The 20,321-nt window shown below is 57.8% G+C and carries 16 protein-coding genes and 2 pseudogenes; 15 read left to right on the top strand and 3 right to left on the bottom strand.

Annotated features, from left to right (window positions below):
* The first annotated feature begins 127 nt into the window (after positions 1-127).
* The 4 genes and pseudogenes from envC (at position 128) to HA46_RS08135 (ending at position 4,569) form a co-directional block, all read left to right on the top strand.
* Positions 128-1,429, top strand: a complete 1,302-nt coding sequence (gene envC, locus HA46_RS08150) for a murein hydrolase activator EnvC (RefSeq protein WP_084883595.1) — start codon at positions 128-130, stop codon at positions 1,427-1,429.
* Positions 1,430-2,334 (top strand): annotated as a pseudogene (locus HA46_RS08145) (divergent polysaccharide deacetylase family protein). It begins immediately after the preceding gene.
* Between the two features lie 104 nt (positions 2,335-2,438).
* Complete coding sequence (locus tag HA46_RS08140; protein WP_084883593.1) at positions 2,439-3,665, top strand: glycosyltransferase; 1,227 nt, start codon at positions 2,439-2,441, stop codon at positions 3,663-3,665.
* The gene (locus HA46_RS08135) at positions 3,658-4,569 is read left to right on the top strand and encodes a hypothetical protein (protein ID WP_084883591.1); all 912 of its coding nucleotides are present in this window, start codon (positions 3,658-3,660) and stop codon (positions 4,567-4,569) included. Before HA46_RS08140 ends, HA46_RS08135 begins: the two co-directional genes overlap by 8 nt.
* Before the next feature lie 25 nt (positions 4,570-4,594).
* On the opposite strand, the gene tdh is transcribed toward HA46_RS08135, so the two are convergent.
* Together tdh and HA46_RS08125 are read right to left on the bottom strand one after the other, a co-directional pair.
* Positions 4,595-5,623, bottom strand: a complete 1,029-nt coding sequence (gene tdh, locus HA46_RS08130; protein WP_033792860.1) for an L-threonine 3-dehydrogenase — start codon at positions 5,621-5,623, stop codon at positions 4,595-4,597.
* Between the two features lie 10 nt (positions 5,624-5,633).
* Positions 5,634-6,827, bottom strand: a complete 1,194-nt coding sequence (locus HA46_RS08125) for a glycine C-acetyltransferase (RefSeq protein ID WP_033792861.1) — start codon at positions 6,825-6,827, stop codon at positions 5,634-5,636.
* A 232-nt stretch (positions 6,828-7,059) separates the two neighbouring features.
* On the opposite strand from HA46_RS08125, the gene rfaD reads away from it, so the two are divergent.
* The 6 genes and pseudogenes from rfaD (at position 7,060) to HA46_RS08095 (ending at position 13,450) form a co-directional block, all read left to right on the top strand.
* On the top strand, positions 7,060-7,992 hold the full coding sequence (rfaD, locus tag HA46_RS08120) for an ADP-glyceromanno-heptose 6-epimerase (protein ID WP_033754343.1): 933 nt from the start codon (positions 7,060-7,062) through the stop codon (positions 7,990-7,992).
* Between the two features lie 16 nt (positions 7,993-8,008).
* Positions 8,009-9,066: pseudogene (gene rfaF, locus HA46_RS08115) on the top strand (ADP-heptose--LPS heptosyltransferase RfaF).
* Positions 9,054-10,022 carry a lipopolysaccharide heptosyltransferase RfaC gene (gene rfaC / locus HA46_RS08110; protein WP_033792863.1) on the top strand — a complete coding sequence of 323 codons (969 nt, stop codon included), beginning with the start codon at positions 9,054-9,056 and terminating at the stop codon, positions 10,020-10,022. The pseudogene rfaF and the gene rfaC overlap by 13 nt, the downstream one beginning before the upstream one ends.
* The gene (locus HA46_RS08105; RefSeq protein WP_084883589.1) at positions 10,019-11,197 is read left to right on the top strand and encodes a glycosyltransferase; all 1,179 of its coding nucleotides are present in this window, start codon (positions 10,019-10,021) and stop codon (positions 11,195-11,197) included. Before rfaC ends, HA46_RS08105 begins: the two co-directional genes overlap by 4 nt.
* On the top strand, positions 11,187-12,443 hold the full coding sequence (locus HA46_RS08100) for an O-antigen ligase family protein (protein WP_084883588.1): 1,257 nt from the start codon (positions 11,187-11,189) through the stop codon (positions 12,441-12,443). Before HA46_RS08105 ends, HA46_RS08100 begins: the two co-directional genes overlap by 11 nt.
* Entirely contained in the window at positions 12,443-13,450 is a 1,008-nt protein-coding gene (locus tag HA46_RS08095; RefSeq protein WP_084883586.1) for a glycosyltransferase, read from the top strand. The genes HA46_RS08100 and HA46_RS08095 overlap by 1 nt, the downstream gene beginning before the upstream one ends.
* Here the strand turns inward: HA46_RS08095 and HA46_RS08090 are convergent.
* Positions 13,433-14,410 (bottom strand): polysaccharide deacetylase family protein, encoded by a 978-nt coding sequence (locus tag HA46_RS08090; RefSeq protein WP_084883584.1) that lies wholly within the window; start codon positions 14,408-14,410, stop codon positions 13,433-13,435. The two genes, HA46_RS08095 and HA46_RS08090, sit on opposite strands and share 18 nt — an antisense overlap.
* Before the next feature lie 330 nt (positions 14,411-14,740).
* On the opposite strand from HA46_RS08090, the gene HA46_RS08085 reads away from it, so the two are divergent.
* The 5 genes from HA46_RS08085 to HA46_RS08065 all read left to right on the top strand — a co-directional run bounded on the left by HA46_RS08085 (position 14,741) and on the right by HA46_RS08065 (position 20,287).
* The gene (locus HA46_RS08085) at positions 14,741-15,865 is read left to right on the top strand and encodes a glycosyltransferase (protein ID WP_084883582.1); all 1,125 of its coding nucleotides are present in this window, start codon (positions 14,741-14,743) and stop codon (positions 15,863-15,865) included.
* A 42-nt stretch (positions 15,866-15,907) separates the two neighbouring features.
* Positions 15,908-17,017, top strand: coding sequence for a glycosyltransferase family 9 protein (locus tag HA46_RS08080; RefSeq protein ID WP_084883580.1), 1,110 nt, complete (start codon positions 15,908-15,910; stop codon positions 17,015-17,017).
* Entirely contained in the window at positions 17,014-18,012 is a 999-nt protein-coding gene (locus tag HA46_RS08075) for a glycosyltransferase (RefSeq protein ID WP_084883578.1), read from the top strand. Before HA46_RS08080 ends, HA46_RS08075 begins: the two co-directional genes overlap by 4 nt.
* 72 nt (positions 18,013-18,084) lie before the next feature.
* Positions 18,085-19,161, top strand: a complete 1,077-nt coding sequence (rfaQ, locus tag HA46_RS08070) for a putative lipopolysaccharide heptosyltransferase III (protein WP_084883576.1) — start codon at positions 18,085-18,087, stop codon at positions 19,159-19,161.
* Positions 19,154-20,287, top strand: coding sequence for a glycosyltransferase family 4 protein (locus tag HA46_RS08065; protein ID WP_033792872.1), 1,134 nt, complete (start codon positions 19,154-19,156; stop codon positions 20,285-20,287). The genes rfaQ and HA46_RS08065 overlap by 8 nt, the downstream gene beginning before the upstream one ends.
* Positions 20,288-20,321 lie beyond the last annotated feature (34 nt).

The raw sequence follows: 20,321 nt of genomic DNA, 5'->3' as shown, positions 1-20,321 counted from the left end.
ATTGCTGTATCGCAAAAATGGCGCAACCCTTATTCGGCATCAGGATAAATACCGACATCTTTGGAAAAGGAAATCCCGCGGCGTTGCGCTGGTAAGCGGCTGTTCATCGTGGAATAATCACTGGCCTATGAAGGGAAAAGCGACTGTTTTAGCCACAAGGACTCGTCACAGCGGAAAGAAACACCCGTTGCCTGCACACTTGTCCACTCTCTCCTTCAGCCTGCTCTGCGCGGGCGTTCTGTTATTGCCTGCGGCCGCGCACAGCGCTGACGACAGCAAATCGCAGCTGAAATCCATTCAGCAAAATATCGCCGAAAAAGAGAAAAGCGTTAAGGCGCAAAAGCTTGCGCGCAGCAAGCTACTCGATCAGCTGCAGAGCCAGGAAAAGATCATTGCGCAGGCCAGCCGTCAGCTGCGCGAAACCCGCAATAGCCTGAACGCGCTCAGCCGCGAAGTCAGCCAGCTCACCGCCTCGATCGCGCGGCTTGAAAAGCAGCAGGCGCAGCAGGAAACCCTGCTGGCTCAGCAGCTGGATGCGGCTTTTCGTCAGGGCAAGCATAACGGCGTGCAGCTCCTGCTGGGCGGCGAAGAGAGCCAACGCAGCGAACGTATTCTCGCCTACTTCGGCTATCTTAACGACGCGCGTCAGCAGAGCATCGACGCGCTGCAAAAAACGCGTCAGACGCTGGGTGAGCAAAAAGCGTCGCTGGAGCAGAAACAGCAGCAGCAAAAAACGCTGCTGGCCCAGCAGCAAGGCCAGCAGCAGAAGCTGGAGCAGGCGAGCGCGGCGCGTAAGAAAACGCTGAGCGAACTGGAAAACGCGCTGGAAAGAGACCAGGCCGATCTGGTGGAGATGCGGCAGAACGAAAGCCGCCTGCAGGACAAAATCGCCCGGGCCGAACGCGAGGCGCGAGAGCGCGCGGCGCGCGAGGCGCGGGAAGCGGAAAAAGTGCGCCAGCGTCAGGCGCAGGCGAAAGCCAAAGGATCGACCTACCAGCCCACCCAGAGCGAGCGCGAACTGGTGGCGCGAACCGGCGGTCTGGGCCGCGCAGGCGGCCAGGCCCTGTGGCCGGTGCGCGGTCGTATCGAACATCGCTTCGGGGAACAGCTTCAGGGCGAACTGCGCTGGAAAGGGCTGGTGATCGATGCGCCGGAAGGCGCCGAAGTCAAAGCGATTGCCGACGGCCGCGTGCTGATGGCCGACTGGCTGCAGGGCTACGGGCTCGTCGTCGTGCTTGAGCACGGCAAAGGAGATATGAGTCTCTACGGCTATAACCAGAGCGCGCTGGTTAGCGTTGGCGCCCAGGTGAAGGCAGGACAGCCTATCGCCCTGGTGGGCACCAGCGGCGGACGCGGTACGCCGTCGCTCTATTTTGAAATCCGACGTCAGGGACAGGCCGTCAATCCACTCCCGTGGTTAGGAAGATAAGTGTTTTATCAACGTCGCCATCTCGCCGCCGCTATCGGCGGACTGCTGTTAAGCTGCGCCGCCCATGCGGGCAAACTCGCCATCGTTATCGACGACTTCGGCTATCGTCCTTCTGAAGAAAACAAAGTGCTGCAGATGCCCGCCGCGATCTCCGTCGCAGTGCTGCCTGACGCGCCCGGCGCGCGCCAGATGGCAACGAAAGCGCATCAAAGCGGCCATGAGGTGCTGATCCATCTCCCTATGGCGCCGCTCAGCAAACAGCCGCTGGAGAAAGATACCTTGACGCCGGAGATGAGTAGCGAAGAGATCGCGCGCATCCTGCGCAGCGCGGTCAACAGCGTGCCTTATGCCGTCGGCCTGAACAACCATATGGGCAGCAAAATGACCTCCAGCCTGCCCGGCATGGTAAAGGTGATGCAGGCGCTTAATAAGTACAATTTTTATTTCTCGACAGCATGACTATCGGCAACAGCCAGTCGGTGCCCGCCGCGCAAGGCACGCACGTGAAGGTGCTGAAGCGCCGCGTTTTTCTCGACGACAGCCAGGATATCAACGCGATTCGCCAACAGTTTACCCGCGCCGTGAAGCTGGCGCAGCGCGACGGCTATGCCATCGCTATCGGCCATCCGCATCCTAATACGGTGCGCGTGCTGCAGCAGATGCTGCCAACGCTGCCTGCGGATATTACGCTGGTGCGCCCAAGCCAGCTGCTGAACGAACCGCTGCGCGGCACGACGTCGCCAGCGAAAACGCAGCAGCCGCCGCGTCCGCATAAGCCGGGCTTCCAGCCGCCAGGCATTTGTAAAGTGCAGCCGCAGCCGGTTCCGGCGACCAGGGCGCTTGAAGCGGTGTGGGAGAGCGCGAGCCAGAGCGTAGTGGTTACAGGATTGAAACAGCTTTTTTAACACGCTATTTCGCGTGCTGTTTCAGTCTTAACATTCTTTTCTGATCAGAAATCACTATAATCCGGTGCGAGCGACGCTGACCGGTTATAAGGATTTCTGTCAGGATGAGGACGGCAAAACAAAAAGTTATGCTGCTGGATAACGGCAGAGAATGGGGTGGCGGCACCAACAGCATGCTGGAACTGCTTAAGCGCATCGACCGCGACGCTTTCGATATCACCTGCTGCTTTTATCACAATTACGCGCGCGGTAACGGTGAAACCATCGAGTCGGTGCTGAACGCCATCGCCATACCGGTCATCTTTATTCCTCAGAAAAAACAGCCCGGCTGGGCGAAGCTCGCTAAAGAAGCGGCGCGCGCCCTGCTTTTCTTCAATCGCCGCCTGAAAAAAGAAGCGGTCGACGCTATCGATGCGCGCTGGCGCGTCCGGCCAAATGCCCGCAAGCTGCGCGCGCTGCTGCAGCAAGGCCGCTACGATACGCTCTATATGAATAATCAGCCGAGCACTAACGTTGAAGGCTACCTCGCCGCACAAGGCCTTGATATTGCCGTGGTACAGCACTGCCGCATTGAGCCGCTGATGAATGCCCGCCTGGCGAAAATGGTCAATGATGGGTGCGATGCCGTTATCGCCGTCTCTCACGGCGTGAATCAGACCTTACGCGACGGCGGCGTCGAGGCGTCGCGCTGTTTTACCGTCTCCAATGCGATCGATATCCATCAGCCGTTGCCTGAGCGCGCGGCGGTGCGCCAGCGCTTAAACCTGCCGGCGGACACCTTTATTTTCGGCACCATCGGCTCGCTGATCCTGCGTAAGTCGAACCACCATGTTCTGCAGGCGCTGAGCCATTTCAAACAGGCCTGTCCCGACGCGAACTGGAAAATGATCGTGGTCGGCGATGGACCTGAAGCGGCTGCGCTGCGCCAGCAGGCCGCCAGAGAGGCGATTCTCGATCGGGTCATCTTTACCGGCTTTCAGAATAACGCGCTGGATTACCTCGCCGCGTTCGACGTCTTTATCCTGGCGTCCCGCAGCGAGGGTCTGCCGCGCGTCGTGCTGGAAGCGATGCTGGTCAATACGGCGGTGATTGGCTCACGCGTGGTCGGCACAGAGGAGCTAATCAGCCCTGACGACACCGGCCTGCTGTTCGAATATGGCGACGTGGCGCAGTTAACTCAGCACCTCGTCACGCTCTGGCAGGACGAGGCCTTACGTCAACGATTAACCCATGCCGCGTCGGCGCGCGTTCGATCGCAGTACGCCATCGAAAATTATGTAAACGGCGTGGAAACCATCCTAAAAAGCGTCACAAGGAAGAAGCATGCTTAACTTTCTCAATCCCCGTTTTCGCCGCGTGCGCGCACGCCATAATCTGCCTTACGCGCAGTCCGACGTGCAGGGCGCCATCCCCGTGACCTCTATCGTCATTCCCTGTACCGGGGAGGATTACGTTGAGGAAGCGAAGCTCAGCGCGCTGTTTGCCGAGCGCTTTGCCACGGCGGCGCAGGAGATCGTTATCGTTAGCGACCAGCCCGCCGCCGCATTTGGCGAGCTGACGCCTAAAACTCGCATTGTGACGCTGGAGGTGCCGCATCGCGAAGAGGCCTATCCCTACAAGCAAATTTATCGCAGCCGGCTGATAAAAATGCAGGCGCCGCTGCATGCGCAGGGCGACGGGATCCTGATGATCGATTCCGATCTCAACCTGCTTAAAATGCCTGACATTCACATGAAAGACGGCCATTTTTACTCCAGCTTTCGCCAGGGCAAGATGATTGCCAAACTGGCCGGCGCGCCGCTGGAGACAATTCCCGCTTACTATCAGCACAGCGTGCGCCCCTATCTCGAAGATCACGTTAACGGCGCCTATCTGGCGGCTACGCGGCAGACCTGGCAGCGCGTCTGTCCGCTCTGGCTGACGCTTTTCGACGACACCTGGAAATTAATGAACGACAGCCAGCCGCCGACCGATCAGCTGCCGCTGGCGTGCCTGCTGGATCTGCTCGACCTGCGCACCGTCAACCTGGGCGAGTGGGCGAACTGGCCGGTATCCAAGCGCATCGGCGGCAAGCCGGGAGTCATACCGCCAGAGGTGGTAGGCGCGCACGGCGGCTTCCCGCTTTCCGAATGGCAAAAATATCTGGCCGATCCTCGTCAGCCGCTGACCTTTAAAGGTCAGGACTACACCCGCAAGGTGCGCTACCTGACGGATGCGGAAAAGCAGCAGCAATAAAACGAAAGCCGCCCGCGCGGCTTTTTTAATCCCAACTCAGCACCACTTTCCCTGAACGTCCGGAGCGCATCTCGTCGAAGCCCTGCTGGAAGTCGTCGATAGCGTAGCGGTGCGTGATCACCGGCGTCAGATCGAGCCCTGACTGAATCAGCGCCGCCATCTTGTACCAGGTCTCAAACATCTCGCGGCCGTAGATACCCTTAATAAACAGCCCTTTGAAGATTACCTGGTTCCAGTCGATCGCCATCTCGCCCGGCGGGATGCCCAGCAGCGCAATACGCCCGCCGTGGTTCATCACCTCCAGCAGGGTACGAAACGCCGGCGGCGCGCCGGACATCTCCAGGCCTACGTCGAACCCTTCCGTCATGCCCAGCTCGCGCATCACCGCGCGCAGATCTTCATGCGCCACGTTGACCGCCCGCGTCACGCCCATGGTGCGTGCCAGCTCAAGGCGATAGTCGTTGATGTCGGTGATGACCACGTTGCGCGCGCCGACATGTTTACACACCGCCGCCGCCATAATGCCGATAGGGCCGGCGCCGGAGATCAGCACATCTTCGCCCACCAGATCGAACGACAGCGCGGTATGCACCGCATTGCCGAAGGGATCGAAAATCGCGGCCAGCTCATCGGAAATATTGTCGGGAATGCGGAAGGCGTTGAAGGCGGGGATCACCAGATACTCGGCAAAGCAGCCCTGCCGGTTGACGCCGACGCCAATGGTATTGCGGCACAGATGAGTGCGGCCGGCGCGACAGTTGCGGCAGTGTCCGCAGGTGATATGCCCTTCGCCGGAGACGCGATCGCCGATGCTGAAGCCGCGCACCTCCTGGCCGATGGCGACGACTTCACCGACATACTCATGCCCGACAATCATCGGCACCGGAATGGTTTTACGCGACCAGTCATCCCAGTTGTAGATGTGGATATCGGTGCCGCAGATAGCGGTTTTGCGGATTTTGATCAGCAAATCGTTATGGCCCGGCTCCGGGATCGGCGCATCGGTCACCATCCAGATGCCTTCCTGGGCGTGAAGTTTGGCTAACGCTTTCATGCAGAGCTCCTCAGGCGATCACGCCAAGCTGTTGTCCAATGCGGGTAAAGGCCTCGACCGCGCGCTCCAGCTGCTGCTGGGTATGCGCCGCCGAAATCTGCGTGCGGATACGCGCCTGGCCGCGCGGCACCACCGGGTAGAAAAAGCCGGTAACGTAAATGCCCTCCTGCTGCAGCAAACGGGCGAATTCCTGCGCCACGCTCGCTTCGCCCAGCATGACGGGAATAATGGCGTGATCGGCGCCCGCCAGGGTAAAACCGGCCGCCGTCATCTTTTCGCGGAAGAAGCGGGCGTTGTCCCACAGGCGCTGCCGCAGACCGTCGCCCTCGCTCAACAGGTCAAGCACGCGGATGGAAGCGGCAACGATCGCCGGCGCCAGCGAATTAGAGAAGAGATAGGGGCGCGAGCGCTGGCGCAGCCATTCGACGACCTCGGCGCGAGCCGCGGTATAACCGCCGGAAGCGCCGCCCAGCGCCTTGCCCAGCGTGCCGGTAATAATGTCGACGCGATCCATTACGTCGCAATATTCATGCGTGCCGCGACCGGCCGCGCCGACAAAGCCCACCGCATGCGAGTCATCCACCATCACCAGCGCATTGAACTCGTCGGCGAGATCGCAGATGCCGCGCAGGTTAGCGATCACCCCGTCCATAGAGAAGACGCCGTCGGTGGCGATAAGAATATGGCGGGCGCCTTTTTCGCGCGCCTCGACCAGACAGGCGCGCAGCGCCTGCATATCGTTATTAGCGTAGCGATAGCGCTGCGCCTTACAGAGCCGTACGCCGTCGATAATCGAGGCGTGATTGAGCGCGTCTGAAACGATCGCGTCTTCCGCGTCGAGCAATGTTTCAAACAGGCCGCCGTTGGCGTCGAAGCAGGAGGAATAGAGAATGGCATCCTCCATGCCGAGAAACGCCGCCAGCTTTTTTTCCAGCTGCTTATGCGCATCCTGCGTACCGCAGATAAAGCGCACCGAGGCCATGCCGAAACCGTGCGTTTCCATGCCTTCTTTCGCCGCCTGAATCAGCGCCGGATGGTTCGCAAGGCCTAAATAGTTGTTGGCGCAAAAGTTAATCACCTGCTGCTGGCCGACTTCGATATCGGTTTGCTGAGCGGACGTAATGATGCGCTCCTGCTTAAACAATCCTTCACGGTGCGCCGTATCCAGCTGCTGGCGGATCTGCTGATAAAATTGCGCTGTCATCATTGTTCTCCTCAGATGGCATAAATTCGGCACATCTTACTGAAGAAGAAGGGTGCTAACGATAAATCCACCAGGAGAATGTTAATTTTGCAGCATAGTTCACGTCAGAAAGCGCGGAGGCGGCGGCGTGTCGGAGTCATCTGGCTGTCTGCTCCGTGATGAAATGTTATGATGTGAGACATTAGCGCGTGAAACCGCCTGTTTCATGCCCCAACGTTTAAAGGTAGAGCACATGATTATCGTCACTGGCGGCGCAGGAATGATTGGCAGCAATATCGTCAAGGCGCTCAACGATCGCGGCATCAGCGATATTCTGGTCGTCGACAACCTGAAAGACGGCACCAAGTTCGTCAATCTGGCCGATCTGGATATCAGCGACTACATGGATAAAGAGGAGTTTCTCACCTATATCGCAGCGGGCGAGGATTTCGGTCCGATCGAGGCGGTATTTCATGAAGGTGCCTGCTCAGCGACCACGGAGTGGGACGGCAAGTACATGATGGACAATAACTATCAGTACTCGAAAGATCTGCTGCACTACTGCCTTGAGCGCGAAATTCCTTTCCTTTACGCCTCCTCCGCCGCCACCTACGGCGGACGTAACGACAACTTTATCGAGAAGCGCGAATATGAGCAGCCGCTGAACGTCTACGGCTACTCTAAAATGCTGTTCGATCACTATGTGCGCCAGATCCTGCCGGAAGCGGATTCGCCGGTGTGCGGCTTCCGCTATTTCAACGTTTACGGCCCGCGCGAAGGCCACAAAGGCAGCATGGCGAGCGTGGCGTTCCATCTCAACACGCAGATCGCCAACGGCGAAAACCCTAAGCTGTTTGAAGGCAGCGAGGGCTTCCAGCGCGACTTTATCCACGTTGACGACGTGGTCGCGGTCAATCTGTGGTGCTGGGAAAACAAGATCTCCGGTATCTATAACTGCGGCACCGGTCGCGCCGAATCGTTCCAGGAAGTGGCGGACGCGGTGCTGAAATTCCACCAGAAAGGGCAAATTGAGTACATTCCCTTCCCGGAAAAACTGAAGGGCCGCTATCAGGCCTATACTCAGGCGGATCTTACCAGCCTGCGCGCGGCCGGATATGACAAGCCGTTCAAAACCGTCGCGCAGGGCGTAGCCGAGTATATGGCCTGGCTGAACCGCAGCGCATAAGGAACGCGTACCCGCGATGAAAATTCTGGTTATTGGCCCATCGTGGGTCGGCGATATGATGATGTCGCAAAGCCTCTATCGCACCCTCAAGGCACACATCCCGACGCCGTGATTGACGTGATGGCGCCGGCCTGGTGCCGTCCGCTGCTGTCGCGCATGCCGGAAGTGAGTCAGGCGCTGGCGATGCCGCTCGGGCACGGGGCGCTGGCGCTCGGCGAGCGCCGGCGCATCGGCAAATCGCTGCGCGCCAGCGGCTACGATCGCGCCTATGTGCTGCCGAACTCGTTTAAATCCGCACTGGTGCCTTTTTTCGCCGGGATTAAACGCCGCATCGGCTGGCGCGGCGAGATGCGCTACGGCCTGCTGAACGATGTGCGCGTGCTGGACAAGGCGGCGTTTCCGCTGATGGTGGAGCGCTATATCGCGCTAGCCTGCGACGCGCCGGTCGCTTCGGCGCAGCAGCTGCCGCAGCCGCTGATCTGGCCTCAGCTTCAGGTAGATGACCAGGAAAAAATCGAAACCTCCGCTCAGTTTCAGATCCCGGCGGAGCGGCCGCTGATCGGTTTTTGCCCGGGCGCGGAGTTTGGTCCGGCGAAGCGCTGGCCGCACTATCACTATGCCGCGCTGGCGCAGCAGCTGATTGCCGAAGGCAAACAGGTCGTGCTGTTTGGTTCGGCAAAAGATCGCGAGTGCGGCGAAGAGATTATCGCAGCGCTGCCCGCCGAGGCGCGCCACTACTGCCGCAACCTGGCGGGCGAGACGCAGCTTGAGCAGGCGGTCATTCTGATCGCGCGCTGCGACGCCGTGGTCAGCAACGATTCGGGATTGATGCATATCGCCGCCGCGCTCAACCGGCCGCTGGTGGCGCTGTACGGCCCAAGCAGCCCCGATTTCACGCCGCCGCTTTCAAAGCAGGTGCGTATTATTCGCCTGATTACCGGCTACCATAAGGTTCGCAAAGGCGATGCCGCGCAGGGCTATCATCAGAGCCTGATCGACATCCAGCCGCAGCGCGTTTATCAGGAACTGAGCGAACTGCTGGCTCATCCGCAGGAGACGGCATGCACGTCCTGATCGTCAAAACGTCGTCAATGGGCGATGTGCTTCATACCCTTCCCGCTTTAACCGACGCGATGCAGGCGATCCCTGGCATTCGCTTCGACTGGGTGGTGGAAGAGAATTTCGCCCAGATCCCCTCCTGGCATCCGGCGGTGGATAAAGTCCTGCCGGTCGCCATTCGCCGCTGGCGCAAACACTGGTTCGGCAGCCAGCAGCGCGAAGAGCGGGTGCGCTTCAAGCGCGATTTGCAGTCGCGCCAGTATGATGTGGTGATCGACGCGCAGGGGCTGATCAAAAGCGCCGCGCTGGTGACCCGTCTCGCCAGAGGCGTCAAGCATGGCCAGGATAGCCGCAGCGCGCGCGAACCCTTCGCCAGCTGGTGGTACGACCAACGCCATGAGATTGATAAAAAGCAGCATGCGGTAGAGCGCACGCGCGAGCTGTTCGCGAAGAGTCTCGGCTACGAGAAGCCGCAAACCCAGGGCGACTACGCCATCGCCGCGCACTTTATGGGCGACGTGCCGCAGGATATCGCTCCCTATCTGGTGTTTCTCCATGCCACGACGCGCGACAACAAGCACTGGCCGGAAAGCCACTGGCGCGAGCTGATCGGCCTGCTCCAGCACTCGGGGCTGCATATCAAGCTGCCGTGGGGCGCCGAGCACGAGCATCAGCGCGCCCAACGCCTGGCGGAAGGCTTCGACTATGTCGAGGTGCTGCCGAAGCTGACGCTGGAAGCGATAGCGCGCGAGCTGGCAGGCGCGAAGGCGGTGGTGTCGGTGGATACCGGCCTAAGCCATCTGACCGCAGCGCTCGATCGCCCCAATATCACGCTTTATGGGCCAACGGATCCGGGGCTGATTGGGGGATATGGGCAGAACCAGCAGGCTCTCTGCCCACCTCAGGGCAACAGCATGTCAGATATCAGTGCGCAAGCGGTGGCCGAAAGGCTGGAGACGTTTTTAGGATGAAAAAGCTCCACATTATCAATCTCGGCAAGATGGGCGGCGTCGAGCGCCTTTTTCTTCAATATATCAACGACTTTTCCGATGGCAAAGATGATGTAATCTGCATCAGCAATGAGATTGACGAAGATATCCGGCGTCAGATGCCGCAGCAAAAGATCGTTTTCGCCAACCGGTTAGTTAATGGCCTTCGGCTCAAGGCGCCTCAGTTTCTCAGGAAATATCTGCTGCAGAAGCGGGTTGAAGCCAGCGATGCGCAGGCGATCGTCGTCTGGGACCTGGTGCCGCGGCTGACGGCCAAACCGAAACGCGCGAAGCTGGTCTATTACGATCATGGCTGCTCCTGGCGCTATCCAGAGAATCATAAGACCCTGAGTTTTATGCGCATGTTAGATGGCGTAATCTCCGCCTCGTCAGCCTCTTCTCAGGTGATGAAGCATCGTTTCAACCTGCCCTGCCCCCATTATGTGGTCATTAACCGCATCATGACGCCGCCCGGCATACGCCTGGAACAGCGCGTGCTCACGTCGCCGATCAAAATCGGCACCGCCTCGCGTCAGGTCAGCCTGAAAGGAATAAGCGTCACGCTGCTGACGCTAAAAGAGTTGCTGCGCCGCGGCCATGACGTGACGCTTGAGATCGCCGGCAAAGGGCCCGATCGCGACGCCTTTATCGCGCTGGCCAGCAGGCTGGGCATTGAGGATAAGGTCACCTTTAGCGGCTTCCAGCAGGATATCGCGCCCTTTTTCAACCGCATCGATATCTATATGAGCACGCCGGTAACGGAACCTTTCGGTCTCTCCTGCATGGAGTCTCTCTATTTCGGCGTCCCGGTTATTTATCCACTGGTCGACGGGCAGCCTGAAGTAATAAAAAACGGCGTATGCGGCATCGGCCTTACGCCTTCCGTCTCCATTGAAGAGCATGAAAAGCTGACGGGAATACGCGTCGATTTTCCTTACGACGTCTACGATCCTGTGCGAAATATCATGACCCGGCCGCTGCTGCTTTCTCATGTCGCCTGTGCGGATGCGGTAGAAACCTTATTTGATCAGCAAACCTATCAGCGTTTTAGCCAACAGGCGAAACAATGGACAAAAGAGCATTTTGATTACGCCGTTTTCAGGACTGAATTTAACGGCGCGCTGAGCGCCATAACGGGTAGTAACGATGAACATTAAGCTGACGCTATTTCGACAGGATTCGCCGCATCTCTATTTTAGCCTGCTTATTTTCGCCGGCTGCGCGCTCGCCTTTTTGACCTCGCCCTTCGGCGGTTCATTCGGCAGAAACGTTTTTTACATCACCAGCTATCTGGCGCTGGCGGGGTTTATCATCCACGCCAGATATTATCTGCAAGAGAAAAAACATCTGGTGTTGCCCGTCGCCCTTTTTCTGGTCGGACTGGTGAGCATTCTCTGGACGACAATCTATAAACAGCCGGGCGATTACATCACGCTCTACCGCCAGTATCAGTCAACCGGCAGGCTGCAAATTGCAGCCTCGTTTCTGCTGCTGGTTACGCTGAATGACCAGCGCATCCGCCAGCGCAGCGCGCTGGTTGCCGCCATGATTACAGGCGTCGCCGTAAACGCCTATGCGCTGTATCAGGGGATCCATCTCGAGATCGGCCGCGTTGAGCTTAATTACGATCGCGCCACCATCGCCGCCTATATCCTTACCGCGGTGAACCTGATTTTTATTAAATCCGCGCTGTTATTTAGAACGCGGCATAAAATCTGGTTGTTTGCCCTGCTGTTCATGGTGACCTATACCACGATTATTCTGACCGGAACGCGCGCGGCTATGCTGGCTTATCCCATTCTGGTGATGATTCAGGTGCTGTTCACCAAAGATGTCATTCAGCGTAAGCATAAAATCATTCTCTTTACCGCCCTGCCTGTATTGCTGGTGATTAGCGCGCTGGTGTTTCAGAGCAAAATTCAGGCGCGGATTCAGGATCTCAAAGATAACATTGCGATGATGCACGAGACGCAGGGAGAGAATTCGATTATCTCCCGTCTTAGCATGCAGACCGTCGCCATGAAAACCGGCGCCACCGCCCTGGCAGGGCAGTCGGCTGAAGAGCGCGGCGAGAAAGCGGAAGCCCTTATCAAACAAAACCCCAGCCTGTACGGTGCGCAAATCTATCTCACCGTGCATATGCATAATGAAGTGCTGGAAAACTTTTCAATCAAAGGCCTGTTCGGCATTGTTTCGCTTATCGGCCTCTACCTGAGCCTGATTTACAGCGCCTTCAGGCCGCTGCGCAACCCGGCGTTACTTTCTGTCGGGATCTCGCTCATCATTTACGGCCTGAGCGACGTTATTTTCTTCAGTACGGAAGGAACGCTGCTTTATTGTCTGGCAATTATCTTCAGCGTTATGATCGCAAAGCAGTCTTATCCATCCGAGGATCGGTGTTAATGGCAAAACAGCGCTATTTGCTGAGCGTCATTGTTCCTTTTCACAATGACGAGGCGTTTATTACCGCCTGCCTGACCTCGCTGCTGACCCAGGCTGATGACGATATGCAGGTCGTAATTATCGATGATGGCTCGACCGATAGCTCAACACAGCAGGTTACGGCACTGGTGGCGCGCTACGCTCACTGCCATATCACCTTTATCCGCCAGGAAAATCAGGGCATTGCGACAACGCGCAATGTGGGGTTACGGCATGCGCACGGCGAGTTTGTGACCTTCCTGGACGGCGACGACCTGGTAAGCAGCAACTACTATGCGGTCATTAAGCCCGTGCTGCTTGCAGGCAGCGATGACCTGATTGATTTCAACTATGCACGCTTTGATGAGACGCCGCCTGTCGCGCCGCAGAGCGAAACGGCGCAGCGAACGCCCTATGATTTTTCTTCGCAGGGGCTCGCCTGCTTGCAACCGCTGTTTCAACGCGCAATGTGGCACTTGTGGAACCGCATCTATCGCCATACCCTGCTGGCTGATGAGCGTTTCGAAGATGGCCGTCGCTATGAAGATGTTATTTTTACGCCCTTTCAGTACTTCAAAACGCGCCGGATTAGCCATCTGGAGAACACGCTTTATTACTACCGCGACAACCGCCGCGGCATAACGCGCAACGTTCGTCCAGGCGATATCAGCGACATGCTGTTCGCGCTGGAAAAAATAAGGACGATGGCTGAAGCGAGACGCAGTGAGCCTGATTTTCAAAGGCTGGCGACGGGCATGATGCTGAACTGCTTTAGCGAAGTAAAAAGCATGTCAAAGGCGCTGCATGGCTACTACTACTACTCCGCCGATACCCGAAAAGCGCTGAAAGCCGCCGCCGTGCTGTGTCGAGGCTACTGCAGACCGAAGAAGTACTGGCAGATGCGCTATCCCGGTCTGGATACCTTTTTTTCTTCACTACGCCGCATTGGCAAAAAAAAGCCTGCTGCGGCGCTATACCGCGAGGAGTAACTGCTGCTTTTTCTGCACGGCAAACTCGGTCAGCGTCAGGCCCTGAGTGCGGCTCTGCAGCCAGCTAAACAGTTGCTCCAGATCGTCATACAAACGCTCAATATCCGCCTCATTTTTAAAGGTCGGGCTGCCGTCGGGCATGAATTCGGAAGAGTGCAGCATAAACTCTACGTAGTCGCTGCCCTGGCTCAAGCACTGCTCTGCCACTCGCTTCATCTGCGCGACGTTGCCGTCGACCGGCCGGAGCCAGTTTACGGAAGGACCCCGCCGCTTGCCGCGCAGGCTATCCCAGGTTTTTTTCAATCGGCTGGCAAAAATCCCGTGCCGATACTGGATGCTCATAGGCACTTCCAGCAGGTCTGACTGGCCAGGCTGCGAGATATCGTTGAGATCGAGAAAATAGGCGTGGTCAGGGAAACGGCTGTAATCGGTGCCGCCCTTTCCCTGCGGCGCGCCGGCAGAGGCGCGCCAGTCGACGCGCGGCGTGACGGAACAGTCGACAAGGTAGCCGTTATCCACCAGCGCCTGCGCGTAGATTTCGTTGAACGCCCAACGGCCTGCGCGATGGCTGCGCATTTTGGTCTGAAACGTCTCCTCCAGCAGATCGGTCATAAAGGCGACCTTGTCGCGCAGGATCTGCTCAGGATATTCGATAAGGTAGGGTTGATAGCGCCAGTCATCATCGGTCAGCGCGTGAGCGGGCGGACTATGCCAGGCGTGCAGGTGCATACCCACTTCACCTTGTCCGCGCGCCAGAAAATCGCGGGCAAAATCGACATAGTCGGGATCGCTCGCCATCTCGTAATTGGTCAGCCAGGTCGGTTTAAAATCATATTTTTCACAAAGCGACTGAAAACGCGGCAGAAAACGGACGTTATGCGTCGTGACCTGGCCGCTGCGGTTGCGCCACAGGTTATCGCCTTCAGTATCAAGCGTAATTAAAAAAGCTGGTTTTTCCATGACTTATCCGTAATACGAGGTGTCGCTATAAAGCGTTATGTTACGCAGGCTGAGCACAAGTCGCAAAAAATTTAACCGCGGCCCCTCCTTGCTTCTCTTAAAGCAGAGCATGTTTGGTTAAACTAAACTTATTTACACTGTAATTTCTTACGTGTTGTTAAGTTAAGGTTATGAAAAGCAAGGTTAGGATTTTCTGTCGCGACTCCTTTAAAATTGCGCGATAACGAGATTAGTTTTATACACTTTTTTGCTGCCAGGTCGAGACAGCCTTAGGTTTCACTCTATACAGGCTGGCATGTTGAGGTAGGTATTTTGTCGAAACGCATACTGATGATCATTGATGGCTTGCCTGGCGGAGGCGCTGAAAAAGTCGTGCTGACGCTGGCGGAAGGGATGGCGGCGCTGGGACATCGCGTCTCGCTCTTCTCTTTACGTAGCGTATGCGACTACCCTATTCCTGAAGGCGTCGATTACAAGGTGATTAAAGATCGCTGTAAACTGCCCTGGCGTAAACTCACCGAAACGCATCGTCGCGCGCGCCTGCTCGATCAGGCCGTTAACCAGGCGCAAAAGGCTGAGGGCGCGTTCGACCTGGCGCTTTCACATCTCCATAAAACCGATCGTATCGTCAAGCACTCGCGCGTGCTGGATCCTGATAAAACCTGGTACTGCCTGCACGGCGTCTTTTCAGCCTCTTACCTGGCGCGTAAGACGGGATTCTCTCTATGGCTGAAACGCTTAAAAATACGCCATGTCTACCAGGACAGCCAGCTGATCGCCGTCTCGCCCTATGTGCTTGAGGATTTAATTGAAAACGTTGGCGTACGACCGAGCCGTACCCAGGTGATCGCCAATCCATTCGATTTCGAACAGATCATACAGCTAGCGGCGAAACCCTGCCCGCTGGCCGGCACCGATTTTATTCTCCATGTGGGTCGCTTCCACGAAACCAAACGCCACGACAGGCTGCTTGAAGCCTATGCGCAAAGCGGTATTCAGGCTCCGCTGGTGCTGCTTGGCCAGGGCAGCCCTGAACGCACGGCGCAGCTGCGCCGCCTGGCGGATAGCCTGGGTATTGCAGAACGGTTGATCTTTCAGGGATTTCAGGCGAATCCCTATCCCTGGATACGCCATGCCCGGCTGCTGGTCGTCAGCTCCGATAGCGAAGGATTCGGCAATGTGCTGGTCGAAGCCTTGATCTGCCAGACGCCGGTCGTCAGCACGCGCTGCCCGGGCGGGCCGGCAACGATCCTGACGCACGATTTGGCGCGCGGGCTCGCTGAGATGAACGCCGCCTCTCTGGCGGAGAAAATGCGTGAAATCTATCATTGTCCGCCCGAGTTGCAACATCTCGACCTAAGCATTTATAGTCTCTCCGTTATTTGCGAACAGTATCTACAGCTTGCGCAGCGGTCGCATACGGAATTATCTGCCGCTCCGCAGCTTACGAGCTAAAAAGGTCTCCCTTTCGGCGTGACCGGATAAAGGGAAAATATTTTGAATTACGTAATACTTTTTCTGCTGTTTCTGCCGGTCAAGTGGATGATGAAGCTGCTGCATCCCCGCACGGGTAAAAACCTTGTGATTCAGACAGCAAAAATCGGCGATTTCGTGAATATCACGCCGCTGCTTGCCCATCTGCAAAAAAGCGATGCGCTGCTAAGCCGCAGCGTTGCACCGCTGGCGGAGCGCGATGATACGCTGGACACCCTCTGGTATATCGAAGATCACAAAAGCAGCCTGATAAAGAAGTTCAGGCTGATATGGCGGCTTCTAAATCGTTACGACAATATCTATCTGCTGCATCCCAACAACCTGAATTTATTTATCGCCGCCTGCTGCAACGCCAGCAATAAGCAATTTTTAACCACCTATAAGCGCAAAGCCTATCAGGACATTTTTTACCTGACCGCCAGCGGCGTGGTCAGCCATGAAAAAAACACGCTAACGGTCGAGAACTATTTGAAACTGGCCGATCGTTCTTTTACTAAAGAGAGCTACCCGACTCACGCTACCCGCCCGCTCTGGCAACCAGAGAATCTGCCGGAAGAGATTTATTCGGGTCAGGGCGTCAGGATCGGCTTTAGCATTACCGCAGGCAACCAGGCCAAAACCATTCCACCCGCCATCTGGAAAACGCTGTTCGATAGCCTGGACGATTTATCCTGCACTTTTTACGCCTTTGGCGCCCCCAATGAGCAGACCCGCCTGCAGGAGCTTTTCAAGGTAACCGGCGAGCGAGAGAATATTGTTAATCTCATCGGTAAGCTTCCGCTAGAGAGCCTGCCGGCCGCCATTGGCGAAATGGACTTTTACGTCGCCTCTGACTCCGGGAATGTCTATATCGCGGACGCGCAGCAGGTGCCGGTGATCCTGATATACGGGCCGTGCAGCGTTGAGGAGCAACGTCCTCTTGGCGACGTGCTGTTGATTGGCCCAGACCACATCGCGCCCTCCTCGTTCGTCTTTGAGGCGCTCTACCAGTTTCATCATCCAGCTGAACAGCTTTATAAGCTGGATGCACGCAAGCTTAACGATATCCATGATTTTATTTCCGCCAGGCTGGACAAGCAGCTGGCGCGACGGAAAAACAAACAGAAAATATGACAGGACAGCCTGATTCTTCCCCTTTGCTCAGCATCATCTCTCCCATGTACAACGCGGGCGAGATGTTTGATGCCTTTATGCAGTCGCTGCTGGCGCAGACTCTGACCTCGCTGGAAATCATTATCGTCGACGACGGCTCTACCGACGATTCCGGCGCGCGCGCCGACGCCTGGGCGGCGCAGCATCCCCATATCAGGGTTATTCATCAGGAAAACGGCGGCGTATCGCGCGCGCGCAATGCTGGACTGCGCGTCGCGCGCGGCAAATACGTCACCTTTCCCGATTCAGACGACACCATGCGGCCCGAGATGTATAAAACGCTGGTAGAGATGGCGGAACAGGACGATCTCGACGCCGCGCAGTGCAACGCCGAATGGTTTTTCCAGCGCGACCAGCGCACCAGGCCGATGATCCCGCTGGAGCGCCTGCGCAGCACGCCGGTGCTGGGCGGCGCCGCCTGGCTCAATACCGCGCTGAAAACCCGGCGTTACCTGCACGTGGTCTGGCTGGGCATCTACCGCCGGTCGCTGATCGAGCAGAAGCAGCTCTGGTTCGAACCAGGGTTGCATCATCAGGATATTCCCTGGACCACCGAATTTATGCTCAACGCGCAGCGCGTACGCTATACCGAACAGGTGCTCTATCGCTACTACATGCACGACGCCTCGATCAGCAACCGCAAGCGTACCGGCCAGCGCAACGTGGAGTATCAGCGCCACTACCTGAAGATCGCCCGCATGCTGGAGGAGATCAACGCGCGCTACAAAGAGAGCGTGACCATCTATCCGGCTTTTCATGCGCAGATTACACACGAAGCGTTGAGCGTCTGCCACTGCGTGCGCCGCGAGCCCGACCCGGCCGCGAAACAGGCGATTATCCAGGATATATTCGCCAGCAAAACGCATCTGCGTATGCTGCGCAACGCGCGCGGCGTTAAACAGTGGTATCAGCTGCTGCTGTGGCTGAGTCGCCTCTGGCGCTGGCGAGACAAATAACCGCCGCCGCAGGTTTCCCCTCCGAAGGGTTTGCCCTACAATCGCCTCACTGAAAATTAAGAGCATTTGTGTATGGCAAACCCGACTCACGCAGACGTCACCCCACACAATATTTTGCTAATCAAGCTGCGCCACCACGGCGATATGCTGCTTACCACGCCGGTTATCAACGCGCTGCGCCAGCGCTATCCGCAGGCCAATATCGACGTGCTGCTCTACAAAGAGACGCGGCCGATGCTGGAGGCACATCCGGCGATTCGCCAGCTGCACGTTATCGACCGCAAGTGGAAGCAGGAAGGAAGCTGGCGCAAACTGCGCCACGAGCGCGACCTGCTCGCCGCCGTGCGCGCCAGCCGTTACGATATCGTTATCAATCTCGCCGACCAGTGGCGCAGCGCGCTGATTACCCTGGCTAGCGGCGCGCCGCTGCGTATCGGCTTCGCATTCAATAAGCGCAACAACGCCTTCTGGCGACGCTGCCACAACTGTCTGGTGCCGACCAGCAACCATAATCAGCTGCATACGGTAGAGCAGAATATGACGGCGCTGACGCCGCTCGGCATCTCGCCGCAGGGCGCGCGCGCCTCTATGCACTACAGCGCCGTCGACGGACAAAAAGTCGATGCGCTGCTGGCTGAACAAGGAGTCGACTCGGCGTTTATCGTCTTTCAGCCCACCTCGCGCTGGAATTTTAAGTGCTGGGAAGAAGAGAAGGTCGCCGTGACCATCGACCAGCTAGCGCAGGCCAACCGCAAAGTGGTATTGACCGCCGCGCCCGACAAGCATGAGATGGCGATGATCGCGCGCATCCAGGCGCTCTGCACGACGCCGCATCTGGTGACGCTGGCGGGCCAGCTCACGCTGCCGCAGCTGGCGGCGCTGATCGATCGCGCCCGACTCTTTATCGGCGTCGACTCCGCGCCCATGCATATGGCCGCCGCGCTCGACACACCCTGCATCGCACTGTTCGGACCGACCAAGCTGCAGTTCTGGCGGCCATGGGGCGACCATAATCGCGTTATCTGGGCAGGCGATTACGGCCCACTGCCTAACCCCGACGCCATCGATACCAACACCCGCGAGCGCTATCTGAGCGCCATTCCAGTCGACGATGTGGTCGAAGCCGCAAGGGATTTTCTGCATGACTAAATTACGCCTGGCGATCGTCCGACAGAAGTATCGCCCCGACGGCGGCGCCGAACGCTTTATCTCGCGCGCGCTGGAAGCGCTCGGCAGCGAGCAGCTGGATCTCAACATCATCACGCGCAGCTGGCAGGGCACGCCGAATCCCGACTGGCATCTGCACATCTGCAATCCGCCGAAGCTGGGACGGATTTCGCGCGAGCGCGGCTTTGCCCGCGCGGCGCGCGCCTGCTGGGAAAAAGAGCGGTTCGATATTGTTCAGAGCCACGAGCGCATCGCGGGCTGTGATATTTTTCGCGCCGGCGACGGCGTGCATCGCGTCTGGCTGGAGCAGCGGGCGCGCATCGTCTCGCCGTGGCAGCGCATGAGCGCCGCCCTGAGCCCCTATCATCGCTACGTGCTGCGGGCGGAAGCGGAAATGTTCAACGCCGCGTCCCTGAAGGCGGTCATCTGCAACTCAGAAATGGTGAAGCGCGACATCCTGCGCTGCTTTTCGCTGAGTGCGGAGAAAATTCACGTTATCCATAACGCAATCGACGCTCAGCGCTTTCAGCCCGCCAGCGAGGCGAGCCGCCGTGCGACGCGTCAGCAGCTGCAGCTGCCGGAGAACGCCACGGTACTCATCTACGTCGGCTCCGGCTTCGAGCGTAAAGGGTTAAAGGCCGCGATCGAGGCGCTGGCGAACAGCGACCGCTATCTGATTGTGGTCGGCCAGGACAAGCAGCTGTCGCGCTATCAGCAGCTCGCCAATCAGCTGAACTGCCTCGACAGGCTGCGGTTCGTCGGCGTGCAGCAGGATGTGCAGCCCTTCTACCACGCCGCCGACGGCCTGCTGCTGCCGACGCTCTACGATCCCTTTCCGAATGTCGTGCTGGAGGCGATGGCCTGCGGCTTGCCGGTGATCACCAGCACCGGCTGCGGCGGCGCGGAATTCATTAGCGCTGGTCAGGAAGGGTTCGTTTGCGATGCGTTAGATATCAAGGCGTTGAACCAGGCTATTATGTCGATACCGGCGCTTTCGGTTGATTCGCGTTTAGGCGAAGCCGCAAGGCGCAGAATCGAGCCTTACGGTCCTCAGCGTCTGGCGCAGTCGCTGACTTCCCTTTATCAGCAGGTCCTGCTGCGGCCCTGACAAAGTGGTGAGCGTATCTGGGCTTTCTGGTAAC

Origin of the sequence: Pantoea septica (assembly GCF_002095575.1) — a bacterium.
Lineage (GTDB): Bacteria > Pseudomonadota > Gammaproteobacteria > Enterobacterales > Enterobacteriaceae > Pantoea > Pantoea septica.
This window is presented reverse-complemented; position numbering and strand designations above follow the sequence as displayed.

Coding starts and splice junctions, on each gene's coding strand:
- HA46_RS08095 (WP_084883586.1), top strand. CDS start 12,443: ATGGCAAAACAGCGCTATTTGCTGAGCGTCATTGTTCCTTTTCACAAT.
- HA46_RS08135 (WP_084883591.1), top strand. CDS start 3,658: ATGCTTAACTTTCTCAATCCCCGTTTTCGCCGCGTGCGCGCACGCCAT.
- HA46_RS08085 (WP_084883582.1), top strand. CDS start 14,741: ATGATCATTGATGGCTTGCCTGGCGGAGGCGCTGAAAAAGTCGTGCTG.
- rfaD (WP_033754343.1), top strand. CDS start 7,060: ATGATTATCGTCACTGGCGGCGCAGGAATGATTGGCAGCAATATCGTC.
- rfaQ (WP_084883576.1), top strand. CDS start 18,085: ATGGCAAACCCGACTCACGCAGACGTCACCCCACACAATATTTTGCTA.
- HA46_RS08075 (WP_084883578.1), top strand. CDS start 17,014: ATGACAGGACAGCCTGATTCTTCCCCTTTGCTCAGCATCATCTCTCCC.
- HA46_RS08105 (WP_084883589.1), top strand. CDS start 10,019: ATGAAAAAGCTCCACATTATCAATCTCGGCAAGATGGGCGGCGTCGAG.
- tdh (WP_033792860.1), bottom strand. CDS start 5,623: ATGAAAGCGTTAGCCAAACTTCACGCCCAGGAAGGCATCTGGATGGTG.
- HA46_RS08090 (WP_084883584.1), bottom strand. CDS start 14,410: ATGGAAAAACCAGCTTTTTTAATTACGCTTGATACTGAAGGCGATAAC.
- HA46_RS08140 (WP_084883593.1), top strand. CDS start 2,439: ATGAGGACGGCAAAACAAAAAGTTATGCTGCTGGATAACGGCAGAGAA.
- envC (WP_084883595.1), top strand. CDS start 128: ATGAAGGGAAAAGCGACTGTTTTAGCCACAAGGACTCGTCACAGCGGA.
- HA46_RS08065 (WP_033792872.1), top strand. CDS start 19,154: ATGACTAAATTACGCCTGGCGATCGTCCGACAGAAGTATCGCCCCGAC.
- rfaC (WP_033792863.1), top strand. CDS start 9,054: ATGCACGTCCTGATCGTCAAAACGTCGTCAATGGGCGATGTGCTTCAT.
- HA46_RS08100 (WP_084883588.1), top strand. CDS start 11,187: ATGAACATTAAGCTGACGCTATTTCGACAGGATTCGCCGCATCTCTAT.
- HA46_RS08125 (WP_033792861.1), bottom strand. CDS start 6,827: ATGACAGCGCAATTTTATCAGCAGATCCGCCAGCAGCTGGATACGGCG.